Origin of the sequence: Sphingomonas trueperi, from assembly GCF_011927635.1 — a bacterium.
In the GTDB taxonomy this organism is placed as follows: Bacteria; Pseudomonadota; Alphaproteobacteria; order Sphingomonadales; family Sphingomonadaceae; genus Sphingomonas; species Sphingomonas trueperi.
Genome location: NZ_JAATJB010000009.1, coordinates 123,653 through 138,329 on the forward strand (window position 1 = coordinate 123,653; position 14,677 = coordinate 138,329).

13 protein-coding genes are annotated in these 14,677 nt (G+C 69.2%); 5 read left to right on the forward strand and 8 right to left on the reverse strand.

Going from position 1 to position 14,677, the window contains the following annotated elements; all coding sequences use genetic code 11:
* The first annotated feature begins 79 nt into the window (after positions 1-79).
* Together GGR89_RS14590 and GGR89_RS14595 are read left to right on the forward strand one after the other, a co-directional pair.
* A complete protein-coding gene (locus tag GGR89_RS14590; protein ID WP_125975295.1) occupies positions 80-1,933 on the forward strand; it encodes an ABC transporter ATP-binding protein in 1,854 nt (617 codons plus the stop codon).
* Between the two features lie 118 nt (positions 1,934-2,051).
* Positions 2,052-4,448, forward strand: coding sequence for a TonB-dependent receptor (locus GGR89_RS14595; RefSeq protein WP_164542651.1), 2,397 nt, complete (start codon positions 2,052-2,054; stop codon positions 4,446-4,448).
* A 39-nt stretch (positions 4,449-4,487) separates the two neighbouring features.
* Here the strand turns inward: GGR89_RS14595 and GGR89_RS14600 are convergent, their stop codons facing one another.
* The 4 genes from GGR89_RS14600 to GGR89_RS22360 form a co-directional block, all read right to left on the reverse strand.
* Positions 4,488-4,955 (reverse strand): MarR family winged helix-turn-helix transcriptional regulator, encoded by a 468-nt coding sequence (locus GGR89_RS14600; protein WP_125975297.1) that lies wholly within the window; start codon positions 4,953-4,955, stop codon positions 4,488-4,490.
* Positions 4,956-5,005: 50 nt separating this feature from the next.
* Complete coding sequence (locus GGR89_RS14605; RefSeq protein ID WP_125975299.1) at positions 5,006-5,191, reverse strand: hypothetical protein; 186 nt, start codon at positions 5,189-5,191, stop codon at positions 5,006-5,008.
* A gap of 280 nt (positions 5,192-5,471) precedes the next feature.
* Complete coding sequence (locus GGR89_RS14610) at positions 5,472-6,755, reverse strand: citrate synthase (protein WP_125975301.1); 1,284 nt, start codon at positions 6,753-6,755, stop codon at positions 5,472-5,474.
* Between the two features lie 27 nt (positions 6,756-6,782).
* Positions 6,783-7,082, reverse strand: a complete 300-nt coding sequence (locus GGR89_RS22360) for a hypothetical protein (protein ID WP_241217930.1) — start codon at positions 7,080-7,082, stop codon at positions 6,783-6,785.
* Here GGR89_RS22360 and GGR89_RS14615 point away from each other — a divergent pair.
* The 3 genes from GGR89_RS14615 (at position 7,067) to bla (ending at position 10,433) form a co-directional block, all read left to right on the forward strand.
* Positions 7,067-7,246 carry a hypothetical protein gene (locus GGR89_RS14615; RefSeq protein ID WP_125975303.1) on the forward strand — a complete coding sequence of 60 codons (180 nt, stop codon included), beginning with the start codon at positions 7,067-7,069 and terminating at the stop codon, positions 7,244-7,246. The two genes, GGR89_RS22360 and GGR89_RS14615, sit on opposite strands and share 16 nt — an antisense overlap.
* Positions 7,247-7,497: 251 nt before the next feature.
* Positions 7,498-9,576 carry a ComEC/Rec2 family competence protein gene (locus tag GGR89_RS14620; RefSeq protein ID WP_125975305.1) on the forward strand — a complete coding sequence of 693 codons (2,079 nt, stop codon included), beginning with the start codon at positions 7,498-7,500 and terminating at the stop codon, positions 9,574-9,576.
* Positions 9,573-10,433 (forward strand): subclass B3 metallo-beta-lactamase, encoded by an 861-nt coding sequence (gene bla / locus GGR89_RS14625; protein ID WP_125975307.1) that lies wholly within the window; start codon positions 9,573-9,575, stop codon positions 10,431-10,433. Before GGR89_RS14620 ends, bla begins: the two co-directional genes overlap by 4 nt.
* A gap of 175 nt (positions 10,434-10,608) precedes the next feature.
* On the opposite strand, the gene GGR89_RS14630 is transcribed toward bla, so the two are convergent.
* The 4 genes from GGR89_RS14630 to GGR89_RS14645 form a co-directional block, all read right to left on the reverse strand.
* Positions 10,609-11,526, reverse strand: a complete 918-nt coding sequence (locus tag GGR89_RS14630) for a hypothetical protein (RefSeq protein WP_167712991.1) — start codon at positions 11,524-11,526, stop codon at positions 10,609-10,611.
* Positions 11,527-11,752: 226 nt separating this feature from the next.
* The gene (lexA, locus tag GGR89_RS14635; RefSeq protein ID WP_125975311.1) at positions 11,753-12,430 is read right to left on the reverse strand and encodes a transcriptional repressor LexA; all 678 of its coding nucleotides are present in this window, start codon (positions 12,428-12,430) and stop codon (positions 11,753-11,755) included.
* A 58-nt stretch (positions 12,431-12,488) separates the two neighbouring features.
* The gene (locus GGR89_RS14640; protein ID WP_125975313.1) at positions 12,489-13,670 is read right to left on the reverse strand and encodes a molybdopterin molybdotransferase MoeA; all 1,182 of its coding nucleotides are present in this window, start codon (positions 13,668-13,670) and stop codon (positions 12,489-12,491) included.
* Between the two features lie 41 nt (positions 13,671-13,711).
* A complete protein-coding gene (locus tag GGR89_RS14645) occupies positions 13,712-14,653 on the reverse strand; it encodes a PilZ domain-containing protein (protein WP_241213572.1) in 942 nt (313 codons plus the stop codon).
* Positions 14,654-14,677 lie beyond the last annotated feature (24 nt).

Below are 14,677 nucleotides of genomic sequence, written 5' to 3' on the forward strand. Positions count from 1 at the left end.
CAGGGTTCATGGCCCGATGGGTCTTTTCGGTCGCATGATTGTTGCAATGCAGCGCCCGGAAACCCCGAAGGGGAACGACATGCCGTTTTTGAAGAGCCCGGCTCGGTTCCTGCTCCACTATGTCACGCGGCGGCCGCTGGCCTTTGCGCTGCTTGCGCTGCTCGTCGTGGGCGGCGCCTCCAGCGCGGTGGGCGTGCAGTACGCGATGAAGCTGCTGATCGATTCAATGACGGTCGCGGCGCCGTCGCACGCGGCGGTGTACTTCGCGCTCGCCGCATTTGTCGGCCTGGTGGCGATCGAGAACGGGCTGGTCCGCGGTGCGGCGATGTTGTTGTGCAACATCACCGTGGCGAGCGGGGTGCGCATCCGGCTCGACATGTTCCACTATCTGACCGGCCATCATATCGGCTTCTTCCAGAACCAGCGCGGCGGCTCGCTGGGGCACCGCGTCGGCGCGCTGACCGGTTCGTTCCAGGCGCTCACCCACCGCATCCTGATGGAGATCACGCCCCCGCTGATCGCGTTCGGCGGCGCGCTGCTGATCTTCCTCGCGATCGACTGGCGCATGGCGGTGGCGATTACCGGCATCTTCGTGGCGGCGAGCACCGGCCTGGTCTTCCTCGGCATGCGCGGCGACAAATATCACAAGGCCTTTGCCCGCGCGGCCAGCGAGAGCGGCGGCGAGCTGGTCGACCTGGTCGGCAACATCGCCGCGATTAAGTCGTTCGGCGCGCGTCGCCGCGAGTCCGAGCGGCTCGCCGGCTTCTTCCAGACCGAGGCGGCGGCGCAGAAGCGCGGCTGGATGTTCGTCGAGCGCATCCGCGTCCTGCACGACGTGGCGCTCGTCATCCTCGTCGGCGGCGCGCTGGTCTGGGCGGTCGAGCGCTGGATCGCGGGCGGCATCACCGCGGGCGACGTCGTCGTCGTCAGCGCGATGACCTTCCGCATGCTCAACGGCTCGCGCGACCTCGCCATGGCGCTGATCGATACCAGCCAGCAGTTCAGCTATCTCCGCGAGACGCTGGAGATCGTCGGCGCCCCCCATGCGCTGGAAGACGCGCCCGATGCCGTGCCGCTGCAGGCGACCGAGGGTGAAGTGCGGATCGAGGGCCTCACCTTCGGCCACCATCCCGGCCGCCCGGTGCTGCACGACCTTTCGCTGGAGGTGGCACCTGGCCAGAAGATCGGCATCGTCGGCCCCTCGGGCGCCGGCAAGTCGACGATCCTCCAGCTCGTCCAGCGCCTGCACGATCCGCAGGCGGGTCGAGTGCTGATCGACGGCCAGCCGATCGACCGGGTGACGCAGGACAGCCTGCACCAGGCTGTTGCCGTGGTGCCGCAGGAAGTGCTGCTGTTCCACCGCTCGATCCTCGAGAATATCCGCTTCGCCCGCCCCGACGCGACCGATGCCGAGGTCCGGGCGGCAGCCGAGGCGGCGCATTGCGCCGGCTTCATCGCGCTGCTGCCCAAGGGCTATGACACGATCGTCGGCGAGCGCGGCACCAACCTCTCGGGCGGCCAGCGCCAGCGGATCGGCATCGCTCGGGCCTTCCTCAGCAAGGCACCGATCGTGCTGCTCGACGAGGCCACGTCGGCACTGGACACGGGTTCGGAGATCGAGGTGCAGCAGGCGCTCGACGCGCTGATGGCGCATCGGACCGTGCTCGCGGTCGCGCACCGCCTGTCGACCGTGGTCGGCTTCGACCGCGTCATCGTGGTCGAGCAGGGGCGGATCGTCGAGGATGGCGCGCCGCTGTCGCTGCTGCGCGCGGGCGGGGCCTTCCAGCGGCTGTGGGCGCTGCAGGCCGAGGGGCTCGACGCGCCGATCGAGCGCCGCGAATTCCCGCGCTTCGTCGCCGGTACCGCGCTGCGGATGTTCGGGCTCTCGCCGCGCCCGCCGCTACGGCTGGTCGAGCGGCAGGCGGCCGGATGATCTCCGATGGTTGCAAACTTGGTACGTTGCATAACTGTTATTGACTGAAACAATCTGTCATGCGACCTTTGCCTTGCATCGGGACGTGTAACGATCCCGAGCCAGGGGAGAGGTACGCATGGCAGGTTTTTCGACGCGCATTCGCGTGCGCATCACGTGCGGCTTGGCGGCATTGGCCGCCGCAGGGGCGGGCGGCGTACCTGCCGCCTGGGCACAGACCGAACAGCCCGAGGCTAGCATCAGCGATGCGGTGACGCAGGAGATCGTGGTCACCGCGCGGCGTCGCGCCGAGAGCCTGCAGGACACGCCCGTCGCGATCACCGCGCTCAGCGCCGAGATGCTCGCCGCGCGGCAGATCCAGCAGACCCAGGATCTCGAGCGCGTTACCCCCAGCCTCCAGTTCAAGCCCGCCGGGCAGCTTTCGGGCAACAGCGCCTCGGCGGTAGTGTTCATCCGCGGCGTCGGCCAGGTCGACCCTACCGCGGCGGTCGATCCCGGCGTCGGCATCTATCTCGACGAAGTCTATCTCGGCCGTGCGGTGGGCGGCGCGATCGACTTCGGCGACATCGACGGGGTCGAGGTGCTGCGCGGGCCGCAGGGCACGCTGTTCGGCCGCAACACGATCGGCGGCGCGATCCTCGTGCGCACCAAGCAGCCCGAACTCGGCGTATGGGGCGGCCGCGCCCGCGCCCGGGTGGGCGAGTACAACCTCCGCGAAGGCTTTGCCGCGCTCAACATCCCGCTGGCCAGCACGCTCGCCGCGCGCGTCTCCGGTGGGTATCGCAAGCGCGACGGCTATGTGATCCGCGCGGTCGACGGGCTCGATCTCGGCAACGAGGACGGCTATTCGTTCAACGGCGCGCTCAAATGGCAGCCCTCGTCCGATTTCGACCTGTACCTCCGCGGCGACTATTCGAAGCGGAAGGAGCATGGCGCGCCGTTCGTCTTCGCCGGGATCAACGAGCAGGCGCCGGTCGCGGCGATCGCCAGCGTCGGGGCAGGATGCCCAGGGGCGACCATTCCCTATGCACCGCTCACTGCCGGCGACCCGCGCTTCGGGGCGCCCAACGTGCCGATGATCGCCGACCCGCGCTGCGCCAACGACCTCCAGGCCAAGGGCCCGTTCGTCAACGGCGGCACCGCGCCGGTGCTGAGCAATTCGGAGGTCTGGGGCTTCGGCGCTACCGCCAATATCCGCCTGTCGCAGGTGGCTGCGGTGAAGCTGATCTCGGCCTATCGCAACACCAGCTCGCGCGGCATCCGCGACGGCGACAACACGCCGCTGACCCTGATCACCACCGATGTCGGCGCCGAATCCGGTCAGTTCAGCCAGGAAGTCCAGCTCCAGCTCGACTGGGGCAAGGTCAGCGCGATCCTCGGCGGCTATTATTTCAACGAAGTCACCGACGAGCGGGCGACGGTGTTCCTGGCCTATCCGCCATCCCCCCCGGTGATCCGCTCGATCCTGGCGGGCGGCCCCGGTTCGCGCGATCTCCAGGTCTCGCGGCTCAAGACGGACTCGCTGGCCGGCTTCGGCGAGATCAGCGTGAAGCCGGCGGCGGGCCTCGAGCTCACCGGCGGCCTGCGCTACACCACCGATCGCAAGACCTTCCTCGGCACGGTGTTCAACCTGTTCCCGTCGAGCCAGCCCGACCCCAATCCGCTGCCGACCAAGGCCGTGCCGGAGGGCGGACCGCTGTTCCTCTACCACCGGCCCTTCGCCAAGTCCTTCTCGGCGCTCACCGGATCGGCGAGCGTGCAATATCGCTGGAACAACGCGATCAGCACCTATGCTTCCTATGCGCGCAGCTTCAAGTCGGGCGGGTTCAACACGCGCTACAATGCCGCGCCCGCCGGCAATGTGCCGGTGCCGTTCGACGAGGAGGACGTCACCAGCTATGAGGTCGGCATCAAGACCAATATCGGCCGGCTGCGCTTCAACCTCGCCGCGTTCCAGGCCGATTACGACAATATCCAGCTGATCTTCCGCCAGGGCGTGGTGCCGCTGCTGTTCAACGCCGGCAAGGCGCGGATCCGCGGCGTCGAGGCCGAGGCCAATTTGCGCACCGCCTTCGGGCTCAACATCGACGGCGGAGTCAGCGTGCTCGACGACAAGATCCGCAGCATCACCCCGGTGCCGGGCGCGACCGCGACGGTGACGCCCAACGACGACCTGCCGCTCACCCCCTCGCTCCAGGCCAATCTCGCGCTCGGCTACGACATCGCGCTGGGCAACGGCATGACGCTCACTCCGCGGGTCGACGGCAGCTACACCTCCAAGATCACCTTCATCACCGGCAGCATCCCGCTGATCGAGGAGAACGGCTATTTCGTCGGCAACGGATCGGTGACGCTGAAGTTCAACGATCGCTACGAGGTCAGCGCTGGGGTGAACAACCTCCTCGATTCCCGCTACCTCATCCAGGGCAACGCCTCGCTCGCGACGCTCGGCTATGCCGAGCGGATGTATGCCCGCCCGCGCAACTGGTATCTGCAGCTCTCGGGTCGCTTCTGAGAGGCAGCCGGCGCGCTTCGGCGTGCCGGCTGCACTCCGTTAAGCGTCGCCATTCTCGTCGCCGTCGCCCGCCGGGCTGCGGCGCTCGATCCGGCCGAGCAGGTCGAGCAGCAGCGCGCGCTCGGCCATGCTCAGCTCGTCGAGCATCCGGTTCTCATGCGCCTCGATCCGCGCCATCGCATCCGCCAGCGCGGCGATGCCGGCCTTGGTGACGGTCAGCGAGAAGGCGCGGCGATCGCTCACGTCCACCACGCGATCGATCAGCCCCTTTTCGACGAGATCGTTGATCAGCGCGACCATGTTGGCGCGCTTGATACCCAGCATGCGGCCGGCCGCGCCCTGGTTGATCCCAGGATTGGCCTGCACGATGGCGAGAACCGCCAGCGGCACCTGGCGAAGCCCGGTGCCCTCCATCGCTGCGGTAAAATCCGCAGAAAAGGCGCTTAGCGCCCGCCGTAAATGATAGCCCACCAACGGCGCCAGCGCGCCCAGCATTTCCCCTGACATGGCAAGGGGAAAGCCATGTTTCGCGCGCGGGGTCAATTGGCTGTCGCCGTTCAGAACTCGACAAGGCCGAGGGCGAAGCTGCTTCGATACTGGATCGCGCCGCGCTGATCCGCCGCCAGGGCCATGCCCGGATACACCGGGTCGCCCGGCCCAAGCTTCGCATAGCTGCCCGACCGCAGCGTGTAGAGCGGCGCGCCCGCCAGTCGGTAGCGGCAAATCGGATCCTCGCGTAGCATGGCCGCGCCTTGGGGCAGGCGTCGTATCGAGGGGGACAGCTTGTCCTCCGTCACCTCGACGAAGCGCGGACGGGCGAGCCAGGCGTCGCCGCCGTCCTGCAGCTGGGTGCCGTAGCTGATCTGCGCGGCCAGCAGCGCGGCACGGTGCCGGTGACGACGATATCGTCTTCCGGAGCAGTTGCTGGGCGCGTCGACGCGCCCAAAAGAAAAACGGCGCCCCGCGAAGTGCGGAACGCCGTTTTCTTCAAGCCTGACCCGAGGCGAACCCCGGGAACTGCGCTCAGCGCTGGCTGACGGGCACGTAGTCGCGCTGCGTCGGGCCGGTGTAGAGCTGGCGCGGACGGCCGATCTTCTGCTCGGGGTCCGAGATCATCTCGTTCCACTGTGCCACCCAGCCGACGGTGCGGGCCAGGGCGAACAGCGCGGTGAACATCGTAGTCGGGAAGCCGATCGCCGACAGGATCACGCCCGAATAGAAGTCGACGTTCGGGAACAGCTTCTTCTCGACGAAATAGTCGTCCTTGAGCGCCATTTCCTCGAGCTGCAGCGCGACCTCGAACACGGGGTCCGAAACGTTGAGCGCGGCGAACACTTCGCGGACGGTCTTCTGCATGACCGTAGCGCGCGGATCGTAGTTCTTGTACACGCGGTGGCCGAAGCCCATCAGGCGGAACGGATCGTTCTTGTCCTTCGCGCGGGCGATGAACTCGGGGATGCGCTCCGGACGGCCGATCTCGTGCAGCATATTGAGCGCGGCTTCGTTCGCGCCGCCATGCGCCGGGCCCCACAGGCAGGCGATGCCGGCCGCGATGCAGGCGAACGGATTGGCGCCCGACGAACCGGCGAGGCGCACGGTCGAGGTCGAGGCGTTCTGCTCGTGATCGGCGTGGAGGATGAAGATGCGGTCGAGCGCCTTCTCCACCACCGGGTTCACTTCATACTCCTCGGCCGGAACGCCGAAGGTCATGCGCAGGAAGTTGCCGGTGTAGCTCAGGTCGTTCTTCGGATAGAGGAACGGCTGGCCGACGCTGTACTTGTACGCCATCGCCGCGATCGTCGGCATCTTGGCGATCAGGCGGTGCGACGCGATCATGCGCTGCGTCGGATCGGTGATGTCGGTCGAGTCGTGGTAGAAGGCCGACAGCGCGCCGACGACGCCGCACATCACCGCCATCGGGTGCGCGTCGCGACGGAAGCCGCGATAGAAGGTCGCCAGCTGCTCGTGCAGCATGGTGTGGCGGGTGATTGTGTTTTCGAACTTGGTCAGTTCGTCCTGCGTCGGCAGCTCGCCGTTGAGCAGCAGGTACGAGACTTCCATGAAGCTCGAATTCTCGGCCAGCTGGCCGATCGGATAGCCGCGGTGGAGCAGCACGCCCTGGTCGCCATCGATGAAGGTCAGGCCCGACTCGCAGCTCGCGGTCGAGGTGAAACCCGGATCGTAGGTGAAGGCGCCGGTCTGCGCATAGAGCTTGCGGATATCGACGACGTCCGGGCCGGTGCTGCCCTTGAGGACGGGATATTCGACGTCTTTCCCCGCAACGTGCAGTTTGGCGGTATCGCTCATGTAGTCGTCCTTTCCTTCGACCCGTTTTCACGCGGGCGTACGCATCTGATCTGCGAAGCGGGGAAGGGTCCCCTCGGTTCCCGGCGTCGCCTGGGCGCCGTGGATAGCCGGAGAAGGTCGGCGGCCGGTTAACGCCGCACGTTGCGGCTGCGCCCTGTCGCCGGGCTTCCCGCCCGCTTCGTCCGCGACGGTGCGTACCGCCGCTTCGAGCGCCTCCGTATCCCACGTTACCAATCCGTCAAGCGCGGGATGCAACCGAGGAGCGCGGGGGCGCGGTTCGCCCTCTAGCAGAGCGCCTGCCGCTTCGTCCAATGTACGTGGGCGCATGCGAAAAAGAAGGGCTGGAGGGCGCGCGCCACACGTTGGAAAATCCGAACGAAACCCCGATGTGCGCGTATGCTGCGGTGCAAATTATCGACGCCGAGTCGGTGTTGGCCGGCGCCAATATCCTCGCCTTGTGCGCGACGCGATGCCGGACATTCGTCGGTTAGCGCAAGAAAACCGCAGCGGTTCTCTTCTTATGTCGATTTGTGCCCATCCGGTGGATTGCTGCAGAGGTCCTGCGCGGCGCCGGGATTTGGCTGCGCGGTGCGCTGCTTTCTTCTGTTGCGCGGCTGTGCGCATGCCCGCAGTCTTTCGCGCCATGGTCAGTCCCGCCGCTGCGACCCCCATCCCGGGGGTGTCGAGCCTTCCCTTGGGGGGCTGGTGGCGATTCCCCCAGGGACCTGCCGGCATATGGGGGATGGTCGAACGATGGCTGGAGGCAGAGCGGGGCCAGTTGCCGCTCTGGTTGCCGGTCGCCTTCGGGGCCGGGATCAGCGGTTGGTTCCTGTTGGCCGGGCCACGGCAATGGATCGGCTTCGTCTTAACCGCGCTGGGGGTGGCGGCTCTCGGCGCCGTGCTTCCCGGGCGGAGCGGGCGGGCGTTGCTGGTGGGCGGGCTGCTGGTGGCCGCGGGCTGCGGGGCGATCTGGTGGCGGGCCGAGCATTGCGCCGCGCCGGTGCTGGCGCGGCCGCAGGTGGCGCGCTTCGACGCCGCCGTGCTGCGCGTCGAGTCGCGTCCGGCGCGCGGGCTGGTGCGGCTGGTGCTCGCGCCGGTGCGCCGCGCCGACCTGCCGCCACGACTGCGGGTGAATGTCGACGCGGCGGCGGTGCCACCCGGACTTGTGCCGGGCGCGCTGGTGGCGTTGCGGGCGCGGCTGGTCCCGCCGCCGGGGCCATCGGTGCCCGGCGCCTATGATTTCCGCCGGGTCGCCTGGTTCGACGGGATCGGCGCCACCGGCAAGACGCTCGACCCGGTGACGCTGCTCCACGCGCCGCCCCGGGCCGGACGGGATCTGCGCGCCGCCTTGTCCGCGCATATCGAGTCGCGGCTGCCGGGGAGTGCCGGCGGCATCGCCAGCGCGCTCGCCACCGGCGACGAAGGCGCGATCTCCGACGACGACAGCGAGGCGATGCGACGCGCCGGCCTCGCGCATCTGCTGTCGGTCAGCGGCCTCCACGTTACCGCCGTCACTGGCGCGGCGATGCTCGTGGTTTTGCGGCTGCTCGCGCTGAGCCCGTGGCTGGCGCTGCGCGTGCGGCTGCCGCTGGTGGCAGCGGGGGCGGGGGCGCTGGCGGCGATCGGTTATACCTGGCTGACCGGCGGGCAAGTGCCGACGATCCGGTCCTGCGTCGCCGCGCTGCTGGTGCTGGTGGCGCTGCGCCTTGGGCGCGAGGCGTTGACGCTGCGACTGGTCGCCGCCGGGGCGATGGTGGTGCTCCTGCTGTGGCCGGAGTCGGTGGCGGGCCCGAGCTTCCAGCTGAGCTTCACCGCGGTCGCCGCCATCGTCGCGCTGCACGAGAGCCCGCACATGCGCCGCTGGTTCGAGGCGCGCGAAGAGGGGCTGGCGCGACGGATCGCGCGCGGGGCGGGATCGCTGCTGCTCACCGGCATCCTGGTCGAGCTGGCGCTGATGCCGATCGGGCTGTTCCATTTCCACAAGGGCGGCATCTACGGCGCGGTCGCCAACATCGCCGCGATCCCGCTCACCACCTTCGTGGTGATGCCGCTCGAGGCGCTGGCGTTGCTGGGCGACCTGATCGGGGTGGGCGCGCCCTTCTGGTGGCTGACCGGCCAGGCCATGGCGCTGCTGCTGTGGATCGCGCACAGCGTGGCGAGTGCGCCCGGATCGGTTGCGGTGCTGCCGGTGATGCCGGCGGGGGCCTTCGCGTACATGGTGCTCGGCGGACTGTGGCTCGGCCTGTGGCGGACGCGGGTGCGGATCGCGGGGCTCGTTCCGCTGCTCGTGGGGGCGCTGTGGGCGCTGGCGACGCCCGGCCCGGACCTGCTGGTTACCGGCGACGGGCGCCACGTCGCGCTGCGCATGGCGGACGGCAGTCTCGCGCTGCTGCGCGACCGCGCGGGCGACTTCACCCGCCAGGTGCTCGGCGAGAATGGCGGGGTCGAGGCCGATGCGCTGGCGGCGCTCGCCGAGCGGCCCGATGCGCGGTGCAGCCGCGATCTGTGTGTCGCGGAGGTTGCGCAGGGCGGACGGCGCTGGCGCGTCGCAGCCACGCGCAGCGTCTATCCGGTGGCGTGGCGCGAACTGGTCGCGGTCTGCGCGTCGAGCGACATCGTGGTGAGCGAACGGCGGCTGCCGCGCGCCTGCCATCCGCGCTGGCTGCGGCTCGATCGGCAGGCGCTCGACTCTACCGGCGGGGTCGCGGTGACCTTTGCGGGCGGGACGGTCCGCACCGTCGCCACGACCGCGCGCCAGCCATGGCTTGACCCGCCCACCGTCCAGCCCCCATTCAGCGGCGCGAAGGGAGATCGACGATGATCCGGATTCTGCTTGCCGCCTCGGCACTTGGCCTGGCTTCCCCGGCGCTGGCCCAGCGCACCGACTGGGCCAAGGTGCGCGCCGAGTGGAACCAGCCGATGGCGCCGTTCCGGATCCTCGGCAACGTCCACTATGTCGGCACCGCGGGGATCTCGGCCTATCTGATCACCAGCCCGCAGGGGCACATCCTGATCGACGGCGGCATGCCCGAAAGCGCGCCGCTGATCGCCGCGAACATCGAGAAGCTCGGCTTCAAGCTCAACGACGTGAAGATCCTGCTGGTCAATCACGCGCATTGGGACCACGAGGGCGGCCTCGCCGAGCTCAAGCGCCGCACCGGCGCGCGGCTGCTGGCGAGCGCCGCCGATGCCCCGGCGCTGGAGGCGGGCACGTCCGACTATCGCCCGGACATCAGCATCGCCGCGCCGCCGGTGAAGGTGGACGGGCAGCTCAAGGACGGCGAGGAGATCCGGCTCGGCACCAACACGCTGGTCGCGCATCTGACGCCGGGGCACACCAAGGGCTGCACCAGCTTCACCATGCAGGTCCCCTCGGGCGGGGACAGCCTGACGGTGCTGTTCGCCTGCAGCTTCAGCGTCGCCGACCAGCCGCTGACACCGGGCCATGGCTATGACGCGGCGCCCGCCGATTTCCGCGCCACCTTCGCCAAGCTGCGCGCGACCCAGGCCGACGTGTTCCTGAGCTTCCACGCCGAGCAGTTCGATCTCGCCGCCAAACGCGCCAAGCAGGCGGCGGGCGATCCCGAGGCGTTCGTCGATCCGGGCGAACTGGGGCGTCGGGTGGATGCGGCGCAGAAGGCGTTCGAGGCGGAGCTCAGGGCCCAAGCGCCCAAGTAAGGCGTGCAGCTTGAACGGCGCGCCGGGCCCCGGTCAATCAAGGTGGGCCCTCGGGCGCGCGGGCGCCATCCAAAGCCCGCACGCGCGCAAGGGATGGCCCACGAACGTTCGCTGAACGGCCCCATCCTTCGCACGGCCGACGCGTCCAGACGCGAGGACCGCACCGAGCGTGCAGTCAGTGTTCGGCAAACGGCGGGGGATCTGCCTGTTGCTCCTTGAGGACGCGCTCGACGATCAATCCGCGCGTGCTCCAGGCAAAGGCATTGGCCTGTCCGGCATAGAGGCCGCGCAGATAGCCGCGGTCGAAGGCGGTGAGTTCGCTCGGCACGCGATTGGTATTCCCGTCGAACAGGGACAGGATCGTCTCCGTCGGTCCGGTGGCGCGGGGGCGGGCGCCGCCCAGGGTGCGCATCGCCAGATAATCGGCGATCTGGTTGCTCGTCTTGCCGATCACGGCCGAGCGCTCGACCAGCACGATCGACGCTAGCATGTCCTTGCGCGTGGGCGAGACCAGCCTGGAGGCAATCGGGACGTTCAAAAAGCCGCCCTGGTTGATATGCTCGCCATCGCGGCTGAGGACTTCGCTGTTGCTCCATGCGCGCACGGGACCGCGCTCGCCGACGATGGTGCGGATTTCCGACGGCGTACGATCCCCGAAGAGCCACCATTTGCGCCGCACGAGCGTGTCGATCCCCGTGGCTACGCCGTCGGTGAAGACGACGAGGATGTTGGGCGTGCATCCATCGCCCGCGAGCTTTAGCCCGGCCTGCTCGGCATCTGCCGCCAGGCGGTAGCCGATCATCTCGAGGACGGAGCGCTCGAGCCCGACGCTACCGAAGCAGACGGCGCTTTGGAAGCGGGGCAGCGGTGCATCGTTGGGACTGGGCGGCGTGATCGCATGCACCAGCGCGCTGATGTCCTTCTTGGAAGCAGGCTTGCGTCCTGTGACGATGATGGGATCGGTGGGGCCGGCAGGCGCCTTGCGCCCCTGTGCGCGATCGGTTGTATCCGTGGTAGCCGGCGACTGCGCCGCGTCCTGAGAAGAGGATATGCTCTGCTGCGCCATCCCGAGGCCTGGGAAGAGCAGGCTCATCGCCACCGCCAGAAGAGGTCCACGCATCGGCCCGCGCTCCATCACTTCTTGTGTGCAGACCGTGGCATGAATGTCCGATGCGTAGAAGTAGTAATATCGATGCCTGAAAGTACACCACGCGGATCAGCGCGCCCGAGGTGTGCGGGGGCGGGCGGACAAGGAATGGACGAAGCGTAAGGCGAAGCTGTAGCTGGTGCTTCGCATCGCCTCGTCCCGGCCCCATTCATCAGTAGCGGCGCAACAATCCCGCCAACCGGCCCTGCACCCGCACCTGATCCGGGCGATAGCGCTGGGGCGTATAGTCGCGATTGGCCGGATCGAGCCGGACCATCGCGCCTTCCTTGCGGAAATATTTCAGCGTCGCCTCGGCATCGTCGATCAGCGCGACGACGATCTCGCCGTCCCGTGCGGTCTCGGTGCGGCGGATCAGCGCATAGTCGCCGTCGAGGATGCCGGCTTCCACCATCGAATCGCCAGCGACTTCGAGCGCATAATGCTCGCCCGCGCCGAGCAGCGCGGCGGGCACCGGCAGCATGGTCGAGCCTTCGAGCGCCTCGATCGGCGTACCCGCGGCGATGCGGCCGTGCAGCGGGATCTCCACCACGTCATTGGCCGGCGTCGGGGGCGATGCGGGAGCGGCGGCCGCGCTCGCCGGCTTGGGCGCCTTGGCGACAGGCTTGCGCTCGCCGCGCTCGGGCATGCGCAGCACTTCCAGCGCGCGGGCGCGGTTGGGCAGGCGGCGGATGAACTCGCGTTCCTCCAGCGCGCTGATCAGGCGGTGCACGCCCGATTTCGACTTGAGATCGAGCGCCTCCTTCATTTCCTCGAACGAGGGCGATACGCCCGTCTCGGCAAGACGGTCGGAAATGAAGCAGATCAGCTCGTGCTGCTTGCGCGTGAGCATCCAATCCTCCGTGGTCCAGAACAGACTGGGAACGTTTATGCAATGTTCCGAGGCGCTGTCAAGCGATGTCGAGGATTTCCACCGAGTCGGAGCTATTTGCGGCTGGCGCATGCGGCTCGCGCACGATCAGGCAGGTGCTGCGGGCGAGCGTGCGGAGCATCGAGCTGTCCTGGATCGCCGAGGCATGGACGCGGCCGTCGATCAGCGCGGCGCGGAGATAGTCGGTGCGCGGGCCATTGGCCGGCAGCGGCTCGCCGAGGATCGCCGAGCGCCCGCGCGGGAACGGATCGGCGGCACCGGATCGGTGCGCGATCAAGGGCTTGGCGAAGAGCAGCGCGGTGACGAACACCGAAACCGGATTGCCCGGCAGGCCCAGCACGACCATGTCGCCGCGCGTGCCCGCCATCATCGGCTTGCCCGGTCGGAGCGCGATGCGCCAGAAGTCGATGGTCGCGCCGGCGGCTTCCAGCGCGGGGCGGACGAGGTCGTGATCGCCTACCGACGCGCCGCCGCTGGTGATCAGCAGATCGGCCTCGACAGTGGCGAAGGCATGGGTGAGGGCGCCCAGATCGTCGGGCAGGATGCCGAGGTCGACGATCTCGACCGGCAGATCGGCCAGCTGCGCGGCGAGCATCGTGCGGTTCGATTCGGGCAACTGGGCGGGCCCGATCGGCATACCCGGTGCCACCAGCTCGTCGCCGGTCGCGGCGATGGCGACGCGGACCTTGCGGCCGACGGGCAGTGCCGCATGGCCGCCGATCGCCGCCAGCGCGATCCGGGCTGGCGTGAGCCGCTCGCCCGCTGCGATCAGCGCGTCGCCTTGCGCAAAGTCCAGCCCGCGGCGGCGCGTGTTGCGACCCAGATAGGACGGGCCTTCGCCAGCGAGGCTTAGCTGATCGCCGTCGCGCGCGGCCTCTTCCTGGACGAGCACCGTGTCCGCGCCCGCGGGCATCGGCGCGCCGGTGAAGATCCGTACCGCTTCTCCGGGCGCAACCGTGCCCGCGAAGCCAGACCCCGCCGCGCTCTCGCCGATCACGGCCCAAGGTCCGGGCAGGTCGGCGAAGCGGATCGCATAGCCGTCCATCGCCGAAAGGTCGGTTTCCGGCTGGGTGCGGCGTGCGACCACCGGCTCGGCGGCCCAGCGGCCGACGGCTTGCCCCAGCGGGACCGTCTCGACGGGGGTGGGGCCGGCAAGCGCGAGCAGCCGCGCCTGGGCCTCGGCGATGGGAAGAAGTGCCATGCCGCCCGATTGGCGGTGCGGCGGCGGCGATGCAAGCGGCTTCAGCCGGTGCGGCGGCTCGCGGTGAGCAGGCGCAGGTCACTGTCGCGCAGCGGCATGCGGAATTCGGCGAGCGTCCGGCCATGCCGCGCCCGCACCACCCGCGCCGGGCCGCCGCCGATCTCGGGGAGTGCCACCCAGAGCGAACTGCCCGGCGCGAAGGCCTGGCGCGCCTCGAACTCGACCTGCTGGGCGGTGAGCGCATGGATACGGCAATTCCACCAGCCGACGCCCTCGCGCACCCGCCCAGGCAGGTCGAGGCGCAGCGCCAGCTTGTCCTGCAGCAACCCGTCGGCATCGCTCCCGCCGGCCTGGGGGGCGGGCGCCTGCTGGATGCCGCGGAGCCAGGGGAACAGGGTCTGCCAGCCCAGCTCCTCGGTAAAGACGATGCCGGCGGTCTCGCCCGTGATCCAGCGCACCGTGCCTTCCAGCGGACGCAGCCCGTCGAAGGTCAGCTGCACCGCCTCGTCAACGCCGAGCCCGCGCGCCTCGACGCCGACCCCACCTTGCGAGATGTCGCGGGTGCGCAGCTGCTCGACCTCGCCGCCGCGGTGCACGCCGACGGTATGGCGCAGCTCGATGCGCGGCAGGCGGCGGCGCTCGGCGGCGGCGCGGGCGAGGTTGCGCGCGACCATCCCCAGCACGTCCACCGGTGCGTCGAAAGCGAGCCCCGCCTCGTTGCCGTCGGACCAGAGCGTACGGCCGATCAGCGGCTCGGCGGACCCGAGGTGCAGCCGGATCGGCATCGCCTCGGCCAGTTCACGCTCGACGCGCAGCCGCGCGCCCGCCCGGCCGATCCAGTGGATGCCGCAGTCGAGCAGCTCGCCACCCCAGGCGAGTTGGCCTGCATCGAGCCCGTCCGCCGCCGCGGCGCTGGGCGCGCGCGGTGCGGGCAGGTCGTGTGTCAGGCTGAAGATCGTCGCGGACGTTCGCCCCGAATCCATGCTGTCGTTCCGTCCCAAGGGGGA